This is a genomic window from Serratia sp. BIGb0163, from assembly GCF_024809935.1.
GTDB classification, from domain to species: Bacteria; Pseudomonadota; Gammaproteobacteria; order Enterobacterales; family Enterobacteriaceae; genus Serratia; species Serratia quinivorans.
In genome coordinates, this window is sequence record NZ_JANUDZ010000001.1 from 15,432 (window position 1) to 32,794 (window position 17,363).

Consider the following 17,363-nt stretch of genomic DNA (forward strand, 5'->3'; position numbering starts at 1 on the left):
AATTACTCTACTGCGGCCGCTACGGCGGCGGTCAAACGGCTGAGCTGTTCAGGTTCAATAATATACGGCGGCATCAAATAAATCAGTTTGCCGAAGGGCCGGATCCACACGCCGCGCTCGACAAAACCACGCTGTAGCTGCGCCACATCCACCGACTCGCGCATTTCTACTACGCCAATCGCCCCCAGTACTCTCACATCCGCCACTTTAGGCAGTGCCTTCAGCGGTAATAACTGCTGTTTCAGCTGGCTTTCGATAGCGGCGACCTGCTGCTGCCAGCGGTTTTCCGCCAACAGCGACAGGCTGGCGTTGGCCACCGCACAGGCCAGCGGGTTGCCCATAAAGGTTGGCCCGTGCATAAAGCAACCGGCGGCCCCGTTGCTGATGGTTTCCGCCACGTGGCGCGTGGTCAGGGTGGCGGATAGCGTCATATAGCCGCCGGTCAGCGCTTTGCCCAGACACAGAATATCCGGCACCACGTCGGCATGTTCACAGGCAAACAGCTTGCCAGTGCGGCCGAAACCGGTGGCGATCTCGTCGGCGATCAGCAGCACCTGATGACGATCACACAGCTCACGCACCCGCTTGAGATAGGTCGGGTGGTAGATGCGCATGCCGCCAGCCCCCTGAACTACCGGCTCCAGGATCACCGCGGCCACTTCTCCGGCATGCTGCTCCAGCAGTGCGGCGAACGGCGCAATATCATTTTCATCCCAGACCTGGTCGAAACCGCACTGCGGCGCGGTGGCGAACAGGTGCGGTGCCAGATAACCCTGATAAAGGCTGTGCATCGAGTTGTCCGGATCGCACACCGACATCGCGCCGAAGGTATCGCCGTGATAGCCGTGGCGCAGGGTCAGAATGCGTTGTCGCCTTTCCCCGCGAGCCTGCCAGTATTGCAGCGCCATCTTCAGCGACACCTCTACCGCCACCGAGCCGGAATCCGCCAGGAATACGCATTGCAGCGCCTCCGGTGTCATTGCCACCAGACGGCGGCACAGGGCAATGGCCGCAGGATGGGTAATGCCGCCGAACATCACGTGCGACATTTTTTCCAACTGTTGCGTGGCGGCCTGGTTCAGCTGCGGGTGGTTGTATCCGTGAATTGCCGCCCACCAGGAGGACATGCCGTCAATCAGTCGCCGACCGTCGGCCAGTTGCAGCTCAACGCCGCTGGCGGCTTCTACCGGATAACAGGGGAGCGGGTGGCTCATGGAGGTGTACGGGTGCCAGATATGGCGTTGGTCGAACTCAAGGTCAGAGGCAGTGATAGACATGCTTGTAAACCAAATCATATTCGTAATGGTTGACAGTATATCCACAATATCTAAACTGACGACACTTTTTTCATTTTGGAGACGCCGTGATGGCCGATCGCATTCACTGGACAGTGGGTCTTGCCCAGACCCTGTTTGATAAACCTTTGCTCGAATTGTTATTTGAAGCCCAGACGGTTCACCGTCAGCACTTTGACCCGCGTCAGGTACAGGTGAGCACGCTGTTATCAATCAAGACCGGCGCATGCCCGGAAGACTGCAAGTACTGCCCGCAAAGCTCGCGCTATAAAACCGGCCTGGAGTCGGAGCGGTTGATGCAGGTTGAGCAGGTACTGGAGTCGGCGCGTAAGGCCAAGGCGAATGGATCGACCCGTTTCTGCATGGGGGCGGCGTGGAAAAACCCGCACGAGCGCGATATGCCTTACCTGCAGCAGATGGTGCAAGGGGTGAAGGCGATGGGCATGGAAACCTGCATGACGCTGGGCACGCTGGATGGTACGCAGGCGGAACGGCTGGCGGATGCCGGGCTGGATTACTACAACCATAACCTGGACACCTCGCCGGAATTCTACGGCAATATCATCACCACTCGCAGCTACCAGGAACGTCTGGATACCCTGGGTAAAGTGCGCGGCGCGGGCATTAAAGTCTGTTCCGGCGGCATTGTCGGGCTGGGTGAAACGGTGCGTGACCGCGCCGGGCTGCTGGTGCAGTTGGCCAATCTGCCGACGCCGCCGGAGAGCGTACCGATCAACATGCTGGTGAAGGTCAAAGGCACGCCGCTGGCCGATAACGAAGACGTCGATCCGTTTGACTTCATCCGCACCATTGCGGTGGCACGCATCATGATGCCGGCTTCTTACGTGCGCCTGTCCGCCGGCCGTGAGCAGATGAACGAGCAAACTCAGGCGATGTGCTTTATGGCCGGTGCCAACTCGATCTTCTATGGCTGCAAACTGCTGACTACGCCAAACCCGGAAGAAGACAAAGACCTGCAACTGTTCCGCAAACTGGGCCTGAACCCGCAGCAGACCGAAACCGAGCACGGCGACAACCAGCAACAGCAGGCGCTGGCTGCGCAGTTGATGCAGGCGGATACCGCTGAGTTTTACAACGCGGCACTGTAATGAGCTGGCAACAACGTATTGAACAAGCGCTGGAGGAGCGGCAACAGAGCGCCGCTTACCGCCGTCGCCAGGTGAATCAGGGCGGCAATGGTCGCCATATTCAGCTTAATGGCGAGCATTACCTGAATTTCTCCGGCAATGACTACCTTGGCCTGAGCCAGAATGCCCAGGTGATCACTGCCTGGCAGCAGGGCGCGCAGCAGTATGGGGTCGGCAGCGGTGGCTCTGGCCACGTTACCGGTTTTTCTACGGCACATCAGGTGCTGGAACAGCAACTGGCGGACTGGCTTGGCTACCCGCGTGCGTTGCTGTTTATCTCTGGCTATGCCGCCAATCAGGCGCTGCTGGCTGCTCTGATGCAGGCCGAGGATCGCATTTTAGCCGACCGGCTCAGCCATGCTTCTTTGCTGGAGGCGGCTGCCCACTCACCGGCCCAGTTACGTCGTTTTCGTCATAATCAGCCCCAGGCGCTGGCTGATTTGCTTGCCAAACCCTGCGACGGTCAAATTTTGGCAGTGACCGAAGGGGTATTCAGCATGGACGGCGACAGTGCGCCACTGGCGGAGCTGCACCGTTTGACCCGCGCGGCGGGGGCCTGGCTGATGGTCGATGACGCCCACGGTATCGGCGTGCACGGCGAGCAGGGGCGCGGCAGTTGCTGGCAGCAGGGTGTAAGGCCCGAACTGTTGGTGGTCACTTTCGGCAAAGCCTTTGGCCTCAGCGGTGCCGCAGTGTTGTGTGATGAACCCACCGCCGAATATCTGCTGCAGTTTGCCCGCCATTTGATTTACAGCACCGCGATGCCACCGGCACAGGCCAGCGCATTGCAGGCAGCGTTGCATTGCATCCGGCAGGGTGACGAATTACGTGCCCGGCTGCAGGATAACATTCAGCGTTTCCGTCAGGGAGCGGCCCAGTTGTCGCTGACCCTGACGGAGTCGGTGACGGCCATTCAACCTTTGCTGGTGGGCGATAACCAACGAGCGCTCGATCTGGCGCAAAACCTGCGCGAGCAGGGCCTGTGGGTGAGTGCTATCCGCCCGCCAACGGTGCCACCGGGCGGCGCGCGCTTGCGCATTACCCTGACGGCGGCACATCAGCCGCAGGATATCGATCGTCTGCTGGAGGTATTGCATGACGTCAGCGTTTGAACCGATCAATAAGCAGGCGGTAGCCTCGGCCTTCAGCCGTGCCGCTGGCAGCTATGATGCGGCGGCGGTGCTGCAGCGTGATGTTGGTGAGCGCTTGCTGGGGATGGGACGGGATCACCGGGGTGAACAACTGCTGGATGCGGGCTGTGGCACCGGCCATTTCAGCCGCCGCTGGCGCGAACTCGGCAAACAGGTTACTGCACTGGATCTGGCACCCGGCATGCTGGCGTTTGCCCGTCAGCAGCAGGCGGCGGATCATTATCTGCTGGGGGATATCGAAAATGTGCCCTTGCCCGACGCTGCGGTGGATATCTGCTTCAGCAGTCTGGTAGTGCAATGGTGTAGCGACCTGCAGCGCGCCTTGGCGGAGCTATATCGGGTTACCCGCCCCGGCGGTGTGATCCTGTTTTCTACGCTGGCACAAGGATCGCTGGGCGAACTGGGTGACGCCTGGCAGCAGGTGGACGGTGAACGCCATGTGAATGATTTTCTGCCGCTGGCGCAGATTAGCGCAGCCTGCGCCGACTATCGGCACCAGTTGGAAGTGGAGTGGCAAACCTTGAATTACCCGGATGTGATGGCGCTGATGCGATCGCTCAAGGGGATCGGGGCGACCCATTTACATCAGGGGCGTGATGCCGGGCTGCTGTCGCGCCGACGGCTTGCGGCCTTGCAGGCGGCTTACCCCTGCCGGCGCGGGCAGTTTCCGCTCAGTTATCATTTGGTTTATGGAGTGATTTATCGTGATTAAGCGTTGGTTTGTCACCGGCACCGATACCGAAGTGGGCAAAACCGTGGCCAGCAGCGCCTTGTTGCAGGCGGCGAATCTGGCGGGTTACCGCACTGCCGGTTACAAACCGGTGGCCTCCGGCAGTGAGATGACCGCCGAAGGCTTGCGTAACGGTGATGCGTTGGCGTTACAGGCTAACGGTTCAGTTGCACTAAGTTACCAGGAAGTAAACCCTTACGTTTTCGCCGAACCGACCTCGCCGCATATTGTCAGCGCCGATGAAGGGCGGCCGATCGAACTGGCCCAACTTTCCGCCGGATTACGCCACCTGGAACAGAAGGCCGACTGGCTGCTGGTCGAAGGCGCCGGGGGCTGGTTTACGCCGCTTTCTGAGCAACATACCTTTGCCGACTGGGTACAGCAGGAGCAACTGCCGGTGATTTTGGTGGTGGGCATTAAACTGGGTTGCATTAACCATGCGCTGCTGACTGCACAGGCTGTCAAACAGGCGGGGTTGTCGTTGGTCGGTTGGATCGCCAATGACGTCAGCCCACCGGGCCGCCGTCATCAGGAATATCTGGCCACGCTGAGCCGTATGTTACCGGCACCGTTGCTTGGTGAGATCCCACACTTGCCCGAACCTGAACGGCAGGCTTTGGGGCATTATCTGGATTTAAGCGTTTTATCCCTTTGAGCGTTAAATCCTCCGTCCACGGACTCACCGTGGACGGAGATAACCTGACTTGCTGTTTTACATGGCGGTGATGCAAGCATTGTCGAAGTAAAGTACCCCGTTTTTCGCTAAGGCATACAAATTGAAAGACAAAATGACATGGGTTGCCCAAGCCGGCACTTTTCGTCGGTTGGCGTTAAAACGGTATTCCTTAAACTCGGCATAATCACTGGCATTGAGAGTGCCATCCCAGGCGGCCACATCTGATTTAGCGACGATCGATACACCGTTGCTTTCCACCTCCTGAATACAGGCATAGCGCAGCGAGGCGAATAAATTCCCTGATCCCCCATTCAACGTTTTCAGGGTAAAACAGGCTCCCAACTGTTCATATTGCGATACCGGAACCACTACCCGCACTCCGGCACTGGAGTTGGTATTTCCCAGTTTGGTCACTTTTAGCGCATTGCTGCCATTAACGCCTGCGCCGGCCTCAATAGTCAGGGTAATGGCGTCTGAGATAAAGGGGCTGCTAACGTTTCCACCGGAAACTTCCCAACCTATCGGCTTGGTCGTAAACGAGAAATTACCGTCTTTAAGCTTGTTATTATTGGCGGTGGTCAAAGTCTGAATGCCTTTGCCGCCACCGCCGCCATCCAGCCGACTGTTTTTAATCACAAAGTCGCCAGTACCGCCAAAATAACGGCCGGTCGCTGTTCGCACCCCATAGAACTTAACGTTGTCTACGATAATTCCGCTACTGCCTGCTTCGGCGTAAAAACAGTAGTCTTGGGCCAGAGTGGTTTGCAGCGTAATGATCTCCCCACCCTGAATGAGTAATGACGCATTCTGGTTGGCGCTACAGCGGAAGGGGGAATCAGAGAGTGGGCTATTACTATTACCGAACTCAATATGGCAGCCGTGCAACTCAACGCTTCCAGCTTCTACATTTACAATCGCACCCGCATAATCTATTGATGTGCCGAAGAAACGAAATGCGCCATTTTGGTTCTGATTGCCGATAGCCAATCCCTGAGAGTTGCCAAGAGTGCCACCGAAGAAGTTGATCCCTTCCCCAAAGTTATGATCGGTAGGATCTTTATCACCAGTTTGTGATGGTGGCACATTAGTGGTTTTAGCGGCTGGCATATGCACGCACTCATAGCAACGGACGATCTCACAGCCATAGTGATGCCCAATGTACGCGTTGGTGCCAAAATACATGCCGTAATAGAAACCGGAAATATATACGTTATTAACGGAAAAATTTCCCAACAGGCTTTCCGGTGATTGGAACACTATCCCATCTATAAAGTTATATGCTGTCTTTTGACCGGGCACTTCAGACTGAGTTGCCCCAATCCCCTTGACGGTAAAGTTCTTTAAGATTGGTGCAGGGCGAATGGGGATCCCGATATCCAGTGTTTCAGCCGACGTATAGCAGCGCAGGAAGTAGTTGTGGTCGTTTTCAGTCCCGTTGGGGATATTAGTGGTGATATTTACACCGTTGCCGTCAATATAAACGTAGCCGACATCGATATCGGTCTTGGGAGCCGTCCACACCTCAAACGGCGCGGTGAATTTTACAATTGTTGGTCTTTTTAATGTGCCTGTAATAAAGGTTTGTGCCTTGAGCAGCTCATCGCGAGACTTGACGTAAATCCCCTCAACATCAAGACGATCTTGCAAAGTCCAGACCTTCCCGTTCAGGTCGCTATATTGGATAAATTTTGCATCGTTATCGGCCATGGTCTATCCCTCAGTTCAAGTTAACGGTTGTGAAAACCCGTTGAATATGGAGGGAGCGTTTGGTCATTTCCAACAAACGGAGTTTGGTCTTCGCTGATACAACACAAGGCGAAATGAGTGGTGCGGTTCTGAAGGCGTTAGTCTGGGATAAGCCATGAGAGCGGTGTGCAATATTGCACACCCCTGCCAGTCAAACTGCCAGATAGGCATTAATCAATTCCTCGTCCAACTGTTCGAGCGTGCCATCGGCGACGCTGCGGCCCTGGTCCATCAGGCAAAAACGGTCCGCCACGCGACGGACAAACGGCAGCTTGTGCTCCACCAGCAGGATAGTCATACCCAGTTCGCGGTTAAGCTTACGGATCACGTTACCGATATCGGCCGCGATCGTGGGCTGCACACCGCTGGTGGGCTCATCGAGGATCAGCAACTCTGGCTCCAGCACCAGGGCGCGACCAATCGCCAGTTGCTGCTGCTCACCGTCGCACAAATCTCCGGCTCTGCGGCTGCGCATTTCTCGCAGGTTGGGGAACAGGTTATAAATCAAAGGCGGAATGCGGCGGTTTTTATCGCGGCCGGCCATCAGCGCTACCTGCAGGTTTTCCTCTACGCTGAGCTGCGAAAAGATTTGTCGTCCTTGCGGAACATAGCTGATCCCCAGCGCGGTGCGGGTTTCCACCGGTTGCTGCAGCAGATTTTGTGGCGGTTCATCCGCCAACTGCCAGGTCATGCTGCCACTGACCACCGGCAAATGGCCCATGATGCAGTTCACCAGCGTGGTCTTGCCCACGCCGTTACGGCCGATAAGCACCGTGCACTGGCCGCGCGGCAATTCCAGATTGATGTCCCACAGGGTATGGGTTTGCCCGTAAAACTGATTCACTGACCTTAAACTCAACATCCGGCATTCTCCTCAAAGAATCGTATTCCACTCCTTGCCACCGTTTTCACAGTAGCGGTTTCTTTCCCGAGTGCTTTAATGTCCAGAATAAAGTGCCGAATGACTGCCTTTTACCAGGCAGTTTAAATTCTGGTAAAACAAGTGATACATAGGCAAAAATCGCAGTTATTGTCGGATTGTCCGCGCTCTTTGGTCTTTATCAAGTAAAGAGCGGTTGTTTTACTTCCGTCTGTCCGCTAAATGACAGCGGATAATTCCGCCATTACATCCCGGATATTTATCCCGATCGTACTTTTGCCACCCAAGGGTAATGCAACCCTTGGGCCAACTTTATAAAACCGTTAAAAACAGGATTGTTATTGCCTTGTTAACGGTTTTTCGCGCCAGGACAGGGCTGGCGGACCAAGTGAAAATAGAGGGGAAAGTTAACGCGGACGATTTTTGCACTCTTCCAGTGCTGCGAAGAATGCTTATGGTGCAAACTATTTCGTCGGTTGTAGCAAGATGCATCGGGTGACGGCAACAATGAGATAAATCCGTTTTTGGCAATGGGGCTTTTTAGCATTAATCGGCATAACCAAAGCGATATTATTGTGAAAAAATAACTAAAAAAGCCATCTTGGCGGACAGAAACGGCAAAAAGCGCTCTTTCTGCAACTCCCAGCCGGGGCGGGGTGGTGAGAGTTATCCACCATTCCTGTGGATAACCTTGTGCATTAGATTGAGAAAACCGGTTTAAAGCGAGAGCGGACGCGGGTTGTGTTCGCTTTGTCCGCAATCTCGTCTTTTTTGTAAAGTCATTAATTATCAATATTTTAACTAAAATCAAGCGGCCAATGTATTGATGAAGTCTCTATGTATGATTTTTGGCCGCAGTGCTATCAATAAGTTAATTCGTGACGGATTTTGGGGATAAATCTGTTATTGACAATAAAAATGTCACGCGGCTGTAACCCCGACGGTGCATTCAGCCTGATTTGACGCACGCTAAAGCGACGAATCGCTTGAAGCTGGTTTTATATCCAGTATCATGGGCACTGGCAAAAATCGCCGGGGCTTTCCATAATTAGAGGCCATCAATTGAGCATCAGCTCTATGGCCGCCTGAGCGCGCACATCTCCACAGGGTAGCCGAGTCCATGAGTAAAGTTTTCAAACTGCATTCCGAATTCAAACCGGCCGGCGATCAGCCGCAGGCCATCAGCAAGCTGGAAGAGGGGCTGGAAGACGGCCTGGCACACCAGACGCTGCTGGGCGTTACCGGATCGGGCAAGACATTTACCGTCGCCAATGTGATAGCCGATCTGAACCGGCCCACCATGGTGCTGGCACCTAACAAAACGCTGGCGGCGCAGCTGTACGGCGAGATGAAAGAGTTCTTTCCCGAGAATGCGGTCGAGTATTTTGTCTCTTACTACGACTACTATCAGCCGGAAGCCTACGTACCCAGCTCCGACACCTTTATCGAAAAAGACGCTGCGGTGAACGAACACATCGAGCAGATGCGTCTTTCCGCGACCAAAGCATTGCTGGAGCGCCGTGATGTGATTGTGGTGGCGTCGGTCTCGGCGATCTACGGTCTGGGCGATCCTGATCTGTATCTGAAGATGATGTTGCACCTGACCAAGGGCATGATCATCGATCAGCGTTCGATCCTGCGTCGTTTGGCGGAGCTGCAATATGCCCGTAACGATCAGGCCTTCCAGCGCGCGACCTTCCGCGTGCGTGGCGAGGTGATCGACGTCTTCCCGGCAGAGTCGGACGAGCTGGCGCTGCGCATTGAACTGTTTGATGAGGAGGTCGAGCGGCTTTCGCTGTTTGATCCTTTGACCGGCCAGATCGAACAGGTGGTCCAGCGTTTTACCATTTATCCGAAGTCGCACTACGTGACGCCGCGTGAGCGGATCCTGCAGGCGATGGAAGAGATCAAAGTGGATCTGGCCGAACGGCGCAAGGTGCTGTTGGCCAATAACAAGCTGCTGGAAGAGCAGCGCCTGACGCAGCGCACCCAGTTTGATCTGGAGATGATGAACGAACTGGGCTACTGCTCCGGCATTGAAAACTACTCGCGCTACCTGTCCGGACGTAAAGAGGGCGAGCCACCGCCGACGCTGTTTGATTATTTACCGGCGGATGGCCTGCTGGTGGTCGATGAATCCCACGTCACCATTCCGCAAATCGGCGCTATGTACAAGGGCGACCGTTCGCGTAAAGAGACGCTGGTGGAATACGGTTTCCGCCTGCCGTCGGCGCTGGACAACCGCCCGATGCGCTTTGAAGAGTTTGAAGCGCTGGCCCCACAGACGATCTACGTGTCTGCCACGCCGGGCAAATATGAGCTGGAGAAGTCCGGCGACGATATTATCGATCAGGTGGTGCGCCCTACCGGCTTGCTGGATCCTCTAATAGAAGTCAGGCCGGTGACCACCCAGGTGGATGACCTGCTGTCTGAAATTCGCAAGCGGGTGGCAATCAACGAGCGCGTACTGGTCACCACCCTGACCAAACGCATGGCGGAAGACCTGACCGAATATCTCGAAGAGCACGGCGAGCGGGTACGCTATCTGCACTCGGACATCGATACCGTGGAAAGGGTCGAAATCATTCGTGACCTGCGCCTGGGTGAGTTTGACGTGCTGGTGGGTATCAACCTGTTGCGTGAGGGGCTGGACATGCCTGAGGTGTCGCTGGTGGCGATTCTGGACGCGGATAAAGAAGGCTTCCTGCGTTCCGAACGTTCGTTAATCCAGACCATTGGCCGTGCGGCGCGTAACCTCAATGGTAAAGCGATCCTCTACGGTGACAGAATTACCGACTCGATGGCCAGGGCGATAAGCGAGACCGAACGTCGTCGCGCCAAACAGCAGGCGTTCAACGAAGAAAATGGCATCGTGCCGCAGGGCCTGAACAAGAAAGTTTCCGATGTATTGCAGCTGGGCAAACCGGGCAATCGCGGCAAGGGCAGAGGGAAGGGCAAGGCGGCGGAAAACGCCGCGCAATATCAACACCTCACGCCAAAAGCCCTGGATCAAAAAATCCGCGAGCTGGAAGCGCAGATGTATACCCACGCACAGAATCTGGAGTTCGAGTTGGCGGCAGGCTTGCGTGATGAGATCCACCAGCTGCGCGAGCAGTTTATCGCTATTTCGTGACCGGTTGGGGCGCCGCCAGGGGTGGCGCTACCAAACATAAAATCCTTGTCGCCTCCGCCAAAGCTGATTATGGTGTGCGGCCAATTGACTACTACGAGCCGCAGACCATGACCGAACACCAGTCCAAAGACCCGATGCACGGCGTCACTCTGGAACAACTTTTAAATAAACTGGTGGAGAGCTACGGCTGGTCAGGGCTGGCTGAACGCATTCGCATCAACTGCTTCAGCAGCGATCCCAGCATTAAATCCAGCCTGAAGTTTCTGCGCCGCACGCCGTGGGCGCGCAAGCAGGTGGAAGATCTTTATATCGATATGGTCGAGAAGGCCGCCAGCGATAATCCGTGGTTGCGCGGCGGCCAGTAAAGCCTTTAACCGCGGGCACCCAACTCGATCAATGCCTGATCCAGCGCCTGGCGCAGCAACTGACGGTCGTGGCGGTAAGGGATATCCGTCGCTTCCAGCGGTTGTTTAATCACCACCCGATCCTGTACTTCGCTGGCATCTACCGTCGGCCCAACAATCAGCGCGTCGATCATCCGGCGGCCAATTTTCTCTTCCATCAGCTCCAGCTTGTTCTTCAGCGTCAAGGCGGCTGCCGCGACGCTCAGCTCGCGCCCCAGATTGCCGATATAAATCATATTGGCACTGCTGCGGCGCAAGGCTTGTGTCAGGTCATCGAGCAGCAGCAGCGGCATCAGGCTGGTCAGGAAGCTGCCTGGCCCAATCAGGATCACGTCGGCCTGTGCGATGGCATCCAGCGCTTCGCGTGTCGCATTGACGCGCGGTGACAGCATCAGTTCCTGCGGCATGTCAGTCAGTTGATCGACATTCACTTCACCGTAGACGTGGTTGCCTTCATGGTCGTGTGCCATCAGATCCACCGGCTGCTCAGACATCGGGATCAGCGCCGCGTCGACCTTCAGCAAGCTGCGTACCAGATTGATCGCCTCCAGTGGGCGCACGCTGAGATGATCCAACGCCTTCAACATCAGGTTACCGAGGTTATGCCCCGAAAGTTCGCCATTGCCGCTAAAGCGGTACTCGAACATCGCCGAGGCCACGCTCGGTTCGGTGATCAACTGATTCAGGCAGTTACGGGTATCGCCCCAGGCAATGCCGCCTTCCGAGCGGCGAATACGGCCAGTGGAACCGCCGTTATCGGTGGTGGTGACAATACCGGTTAAACGGGATCCTAAAGACGACAGGGAAGACATCACGCGGCCAAGACCATGACCACCACCTAATGCCACCACCCGATCGAGATCGGCCAGGGTACGATTACGCATAAATTTCCTTACAAAGGGGCTTAACTGCCCGCATAAAGTAGCGGATTTGGCGTAAAAACGCGAAAAAGAGTGTGATTTGCGTGATTCCGGTCAATTCGTCTGCGTAAAGGACGTTTATCATGGTTTACCCGATTCAGAAGTGCATAAAAACGCTGTATACACAATTATATAGCGAAATTGGGCGTTGGCTATCGCCTTTGTTTAGCGCTAGAATTCTGGAGAAAACCACGGTTTCGTTCCGGCTACTCAGGCAGCGGGAACTGAAACCAAAACTCCTAGCCTCTGGGCCTACGTTGTTCTTGCGAACAATATGGCGCTTGGGCCGTGGCGAAGTCAGCCACCAGGGTGCAGAGCGGAAACGCTCGCATCTCCCGACTTTGGAAGGTGTTATGGTGCCGCAACTCATTGATGCTTATGAGCGCAAATTCTATTACTTGCGCCTGTCGATCACCGACGTGTGTAACTTCCGTTGCACCTATTGTTTGCCGGATGGCTATCGCCCTAACGGCAGCCCGAAAACCTTCTTGTCGCTCGATGAGATCCGACGTGTCAGCCGCGCCTTCGCCGAGCTGGGCACCGAAAAGGTGCGCCTGACCGGCGGTGAGCCTTCGCTGCGTCGCGATTTTACCGAGATCATTGCCGCCGTGCGTGAAAATCCGGCCGTTCGCCAGCTTGCCGTGACCACCAATGGCTACCGCCTGGCGCGCGACGTTGCCGGCTGGCGTGACGCCGGCCTGACGGCGATCAACGTCAGCGTCGACAGCCTGGACCCCCGTCAATTTCACGCCATTACCGGCCAGGACAAATTCCGCCAGGTGATGGAGGGCATCGACGCGGCCTTTACCGCCGGGTTCAGCAAGGTCAAGGTCAACGCGGTGCTGATGCGTGACGTTAACCATCAGCAACTGGGCGCTTTCCTGCACTGGATAAAAGACCGTCCGATCCAACTGCGTTTTATCGAGCTGATGGAAACCGGTGAGGGTGGCGACTTGTTCCGCAAACACCACGTGTCTGGCGAAGTGATCCGTTCGCAACTGGAACAGCAGGGTTGGCAACTGCAACCGCGCGGCCGCAGCGACGGCCCGGCGCAGGTGTTTAGCCACCCGGATTACCAGGGCGAAGTGGGTTTAATCATGCCGTACGAAAAAGATTTCTGTGCCAGCTGCAACCGGCTGCGGGTTTCCGCCATCGGTAATCTGCACCTGTGCCTGTTCGGTGAGCAGGGCATTAACCTGCGCGATCTGCTGGTGAATGACGGCCAGCTTGAAGAGTTGAAGGATCGCATTCAGGGCGGGCTGCGGACCAAAAAGCAGACCCACTTCCTGCACCAGGGCAACAGTGGCATCACGCAGAATTTGTCGTTTATCGGCGGATAAATTTTTCCAATTGCATGGGAGCAAGCAATGAGTCATGCCAGCAGTGAATTCATTCCGGCGCATATCGCTATTCTGACCGTTTCGGACAGTCGCGGTGAAGCGGAAGACACCTCGGGCCAGTATCTGCAGGAAGCGGCGCTTGAGGCCGGGCATCAGGTGGTGGATCGCGCCATCGTCAAAGACGATAAATATCAAATCCGCGCGCGAGTCTCCGCGTGGATCGCCGACGAGCAGGTTCAAGCCGTGCTGATCACCGGGGGCACCGGTTTTACCGCCAGGGACAATACCCCGGAAGCGCTGCTGCCGCTGTTCGATCGTGAAGTGGAAGGGTTCGGCGAACTGTTCCGTATGGTGTCCTATGAAGAGATTGGCACCGCCACTATTCAGTCGCGTGCACTGGCCGGAATGGCCAATCAGACGGTAATTTTTGCCATGCCTGGCTCGACTCGTGCCTGCCGCACCGCCTGGGAACGCATTATTGAAGAGCAGTTGGACGCGCGTCACCGCCCGTGCAACTTCCTGCCACATTTGAAGAAATAGAAACTATGACGCAGCTGACTCACATTAACGCCGCGGGCGAAGCCCATATGGTCGACGTTTCTGCCAAGGCAGAGACGGTGCGCGAGGCGCGTGCCGAGGCCTTTGTTGAAATGCTACCGACCACGCTGGCGATGATTATCGAGGGTAGCCATCACAAGGGTGATGTGTTTGCCACGGCGCGCATTGCCGGTATTCAGGCGGCGAAACGCACCTGGGAGCTGATCCCGCTGTGTCACCCGCTGATGCTGAGCAAGGTCGAGGTGCAATTGGAAGCGCAGCCGGAACACAGCCGGGTGCGGATTGAAACCTGCTGCCGGCTGACCGGCAAGACCGGCGTCGAAATGGAAGCCTTGACCGCCGCTTCGGTGGCCGCATTGACCATTTACGACATGTGCAAGGCGGTACAAAAAGACATGGTGATCGGCCCGGTGCGGCTGCTGGCGAAAAGCGGCGGTAAATCCGGTGATTTTAAGGTGGAACTATGATTAACATTCTGTTTTTTGCCCAGGTACGCGAGCTGGTTGGCACCGGCGATCTGTCAATGCCGGCGGATTATCCAACGGTGGAGGCGCTGCGTAAGGCGCTGTGCGAACGTGGCGATCGCTGGGCGCTGGCACTGGAGTCAGGCAAGTTGCTGACGGCGGTAAACCAGTCCCTGGTGGCGGCGGAACATCCGCTGCGTGCCGGTGATGAAGTCGCTTTCTTTCCACCGGTAACCGGGGGTTAATGGTGGAAAATACCCGTATCCGCGTGGGGGAAGCGCCGTTCAACGTCGGCGAAGAATACCAGTGGCTGGCGCAGTGCGACGATGACGGTGCCGTGGTGACCTTTACCGGCAAGGTACGTAACCATAATCTGGGCGATAACGTCAGTGCTCTGACGCTGGAACACTACCCGGGCATGACCGAAAAAGCGCTGGCGGAAATCGTGGACGAAGCACGCAGCCGCTGGCCATTGCAGCGCGCGACGGTGATCCACCGCGTGGGTGAGCTGTTCCCTGGCGATGAGATTGTGTTTGTCGGCGTGACCAGCGCGCACCGCAGCATGGCATTCGAAGCCAGCGAGTTCATCATGGACTACCTTAAAACCCGCGCCCCGTTCTGGAAACGCGAAGCCGTTGGTCAGGGCGACCGCTGGGTTGACGCGCGCGACAGCGATCGTCAGGCGGCGGAACGCTGGCATAAAATCATTAAGTGATCTGTACACCCTATGAATTTCAAGCTGTAGCTAGGCGGCCAGCTCACTCATTCCCAGGCGCTTACTTGAATAAGTAACTGGGGTGACAAATCTGCCAGGAGCAGATTTGAACGCTGCTTGCAGCGGCCCCGAAGGGGTGTGGCCCATGGACGGGCCACATAACTGAGTGCAGGTAACAACGCTACAGTTTGAAAGGCGACGGGTGTAAACAGCAGAAACAAATCAATACCTTTGCCGCTTTGCCATTATATTTTCTGTGATACGCTTATAGCAGGCCGGGTCCCGTAAAGTGAGACTCGAAATCTTGTTCCACACGCAAAAGGTAACCGTCATGGACCGATATCCACGCTCTAATGGTTCAATCGTCGAACGTGCCAACAGCGGCATTCAGGCTTATATGGCGCAGGTATACGGCTGGATGACCTGTGGCATGCTGTTGACGGCGTTTGTATCCTGGTACGCGGCCAACACGCCCGCGATCCTTAACTTTATCTTCTCCAGCCAGATCACCTTCTTCGGCCTGATTATCGCGCAGCTGGGTCTGGTGTTCGTGATTTCCGGCATGGTCAATCGTCTCAGTGGCACGGTCGCCACCTCGCTGTTTATGTTGTATTCGGCGCTGACCGGGTTGACGCTTTCCAGCATTTTCATCGCCTATACCTATAGCTCGATCGCCAGTACCTTCGTGGTGACCGCCGGCATGTTCGGTGCCATGAGCCTGTACGGCTACACCACCAAGCGTGACCTGAGCGGTTTCGGCAGCATGCTGTTTATGGCGCTGATCGGTATCGTGCTGGCTTCGCTGGTGAATATCTGGCTGAAAAGCTCCGCGCTGATGTGGGCGATTACCTATATCGGGGTGGTGGTGTTTGTTGGCCTGACGGCGTACGACACCCAAAAACTGAAAGCGATGGGCGAACAGTTGAACGCCGATGACAAAGACAGTTTCCGCAAATACGCCATCGTTGGCGCGCTGACGCTGTACCTTGATTTCATCAACCTGTTCCTGATGTTGCTGCGAATTTTCGGTAACCGCAGATAAGAATCTATATGACTTGCAGGGGCTCAGCATGCTGAGCCCTTTTTTTATGCAATTTTACGGCGGAACATGGCGTAAGCGGCGCTGCCGGTGGTGGCGGTGATTGCCAGTAGCGGCCACAGGCTATGCCAGATGATGCCGAAACTGGCGTCCTTCAGGTAGATCTGCTTGGTGATGTCGGTGAAGTGGCGGATGGGATTGGCCCAGGTGAGGTTTTGCAGCCACACCGGCATATTCTCCACCGGTGAGACATAACCGGAAAGCAGGATCGCCGGCATCATAAACACGAACACGCCGATAAATGCCTGTTGTTGGGTGGCGCACAGCGACGAAATCAGTAGACCGAACCCCACCAAAGACAATCCGTAAACCAGCATGGTGCCGTAGAACAGCAGCAGCGAACCGGCGAACGGGATCTGATAGATAAAGATGCCAATCAGCAACACGATGCTGGCCTGGAAGGTAGCGACGATCAGCGCCGGTACCGCTTTACCGATAAAAATCTGCCAGGTGGTCAACGGTGACACCAGCAACTGCTCCAGCGTGCCCTGTTCGCGTTCTCGCGCTACCGACAATGAGGTGACAATCAGCACGCCAATGGTAGTGATCATGGCGATCAGTGAAGGTACTACAAACCATTTGTAGTCCAGATTCGGGTTATACCAGTTGCGCACCACCAGCTCGCTGTTGTTCGGCTTGGCGCGACCGCCGATCAGTTCATTCTGATAGTCCTGCACAATTTGCTGAATATAGTTGGCGGCGATCTGCGCGCTGTTGGAGTTGCGCCCATCGAGCAACAATTGCAGCGGGGCCGTATTGCCGTTGGCGATATCACGCGAGAATTGGGCCGGGAAGCGGATCAGCAGCAGGGCCTTTTGGTTATCGATGGTGGTTTGTATTTCCTGCGGGCTGCGCAACAGCAACACATGCGAGAAGGCCTTGGCTTTGGCGAAGCGCTGGGTCAGCTCGACCGAGGCATGACCGCTGTCTTCGCTATAGACCGCGATGGTGGCGTTGGTCACCTCCAGCGTGGCGGCGAACGGGAACAGCAGCACCTGCAGGATAACCGGCATAATCAGGATGGCACGGGTCTGCGGATCGCGCAGTAGCGACTGCATTTCCTTTATGATTAACGTCCAGAGACGGTGAAACATCTTATTCCCC

General features: G+C 56.0%; 17 protein-coding genes and 1 riboswitch. Of the genes, 12 read left to right on the plus strand and 5 right to left on the minus strand.

The window, feature by feature from the left end:
- Nucleotides 1-2 precede the first annotated feature (2 nt).
- Complete coding sequence (gene bioA, locus M2406_RS00090; protein WP_259187806.1) at nt 3-1,277, minus strand: adenosylmethionine--8-amino-7-oxononanoate transaminase; 1,275 nt, start codon at nt 1,275-1,277, stop codon at nt 3-5.
- Nucleotides 1,278-1,366: 89 nt separating this feature from the next.
- Here bioA and bioB point away from each other — a divergent pair, with 89 nt between their 5' ends.
- From bioB to bioD, 4 genes are read left to right on the plus strand one after another with little or no spacing between them, the layout of a single operon-like run.
- Nucleotides 1,367-2,404, plus strand: a complete 1,038-nt coding sequence (gene bioB / locus M2406_RS00095) for a biotin synthase BioB (RefSeq protein ID WP_012005745.1) — start codon at nt 1,367-1,369, stop codon at nt 2,402-2,404.
- Nucleotides 2,404-3,555 carry an 8-amino-7-oxononanoate synthase gene (bioF, locus tag M2406_RS00100; protein WP_259187815.1) on the plus strand — a complete coding sequence of 384 codons (1,152 nt, stop codon included), beginning with the start codon at nt 2,404-2,406 and terminating at the stop codon, nt 3,553-3,555. Before bioB ends, bioF begins: the two co-directional genes overlap by 1 nt.
- Nucleotides 3,539-4,306, plus strand: coding sequence for a malonyl-ACP O-methyltransferase BioC (gene bioC, locus M2406_RS00105; RefSeq protein WP_129939669.1), 768 nt, complete (start codon nt 3,539-3,541; stop codon nt 4,304-4,306). Before bioF ends, bioC begins: the two co-directional genes overlap by 17 nt.
- Entirely contained in the window at nt 4,299-4,979 is a 681-nt protein-coding gene (gene bioD, locus M2406_RS00110; RefSeq protein ID WP_115183037.1) for a dethiobiotin synthase, read from the plus strand. The genes bioC and bioD overlap by 8 nt, the downstream gene beginning before the upstream one ends.
- A gap of 57 nt (nt 4,980-5,036) precedes the next feature.
- Here bioD and M2406_RS00115 read toward each other — a convergent pair whose 3' ends face one another.
- Nucleotides 5,037-6,707: a hypothetical protein gene (locus M2406_RS00115; RefSeq protein WP_259187818.1), complete on the minus strand. Its 1,671-nt coding sequence runs from the start codon at nt 6,705-6,707 to the stop codon at nt 5,037-5,039.
- Nucleotides 6,708-6,897: 190 nt separating this feature from the next.
- Nucleotides 6,898-7,608, minus strand: coding sequence for an ATP-binding cassette domain-containing protein (locus M2406_RS00120; RefSeq protein WP_012005750.1), 711 nt, complete (start codon nt 7,606-7,608; stop codon nt 6,898-6,900).
- 1,138 nt (nt 7,609-8,746) lie between these two features.
- Between M2406_RS00120 and uvrB the strand changes: the two genes are divergently transcribed.
- A complete protein-coding gene (gene uvrB, locus M2406_RS00125) occupies nt 8,747-10,759 on the plus strand; it encodes an excinuclease ABC subunit UvrB (RefSeq protein WP_017891976.1) in 2,013 nt (670 codons plus the stop codon).
- A 107-nt stretch (nt 10,760-10,866) separates the two neighbouring features.
- Complete coding sequence (locus M2406_RS00130) at nt 10,867-11,124, plus strand: VF530 family DNA-binding protein (protein WP_012005752.1); 258 nt, start codon at nt 10,867-10,869, stop codon at nt 11,122-11,124.
- Between the two features lie 5 nt (nt 11,125-11,129).
- Here the strand turns inward: M2406_RS00130 and yvcK are convergent, their stop codons facing one another.
- Complete coding sequence (gene yvcK / locus M2406_RS00135) at nt 11,130-12,047, minus strand: uridine diphosphate-N-acetylglucosamine-binding protein YvcK (RefSeq protein WP_012005753.1); 918 nt, start codon at nt 12,045-12,047, stop codon at nt 11,130-11,132.
- Nucleotides 12,048-12,307: 260 nt separating this feature from the next.
- Nucleotides 12,308-12,450, plus strand: a riboswitch (molybdenum cofactor riboswitch).
- Between yvcK and moaA the strand changes: the two genes are divergently transcribed.
- The 6 genes from moaA to M2406_RS00165 all read left to right on the plus strand — a co-directional run bounded on the left by moaA (nt 12,437) and on the right by M2406_RS00165 (nt 16,202).
- The gene (moaA, locus tag M2406_RS00140; protein WP_189636449.1) at nt 12,437-13,423 is read left to right on the plus strand and encodes a GTP 3',8-cyclase MoaA; all 987 of its coding nucleotides are present in this window, start codon (nt 12,437-12,439) and stop codon (nt 13,421-13,423) included. (Overlaps the previous riboswitch by 14 nt.)
- A gap of 27 nt (nt 13,424-13,450) precedes the next feature.
- Entirely contained in the window at nt 13,451-13,963 is a 513-nt protein-coding gene (moaB, locus tag M2406_RS00145) for a molybdenum cofactor biosynthesis protein B (protein ID WP_017891980.1), read from the plus strand.
- Between the two features lie 5 nt (nt 13,964-13,968).
- Nucleotides 13,969-14,448, plus strand: coding sequence for a cyclic pyranopterin monophosphate synthase MoaC (gene moaC / locus M2406_RS00150; RefSeq protein WP_012005756.1), 480 nt, complete (start codon nt 13,969-13,971; stop codon nt 14,446-14,448).
- Entirely contained in the window at nt 14,445-14,690 is a 246-nt protein-coding gene (gene moaD, locus M2406_RS00155; RefSeq protein WP_012005757.1) for a molybdopterin synthase sulfur carrier subunit, read from the plus strand. Before moaC ends, moaD begins: the two co-directional genes overlap by 4 nt.
- A gap of 2 nt (nt 14,691-14,692) precedes the next feature.
- Nucleotides 14,693-15,160 carry a molybdopterin synthase catalytic subunit MoaE gene (gene moaE / locus M2406_RS00160; RefSeq protein ID WP_172491172.1) on the plus strand — a complete coding sequence of 156 codons (468 nt, stop codon included), beginning with the start codon at nt 14,693-14,695 and terminating at the stop codon, nt 15,158-15,160.
- Nucleotides 15,161-15,491: 331 nt separating this feature from the next.
- Complete coding sequence (locus M2406_RS00165; RefSeq protein ID WP_012005759.1) at nt 15,492-16,202, plus strand: Bax inhibitor-1/YccA family protein; 711 nt, start codon at nt 15,492-15,494, stop codon at nt 16,200-16,202.
- A gap of 44 nt (nt 16,203-16,246) precedes the next feature.
- Here the strand turns inward: M2406_RS00165 and M2406_RS00170 are convergent, their stop codons facing one another.
- Nucleotides 16,247-17,353, minus strand: coding sequence for an ABC transporter permease (locus tag M2406_RS00170; protein WP_259187828.1), 1,107 nt, complete (start codon nt 17,351-17,353; stop codon nt 16,247-16,249).
- Between the last annotated feature and the right edge of the window lie 10 nt (nt 17,354-17,363).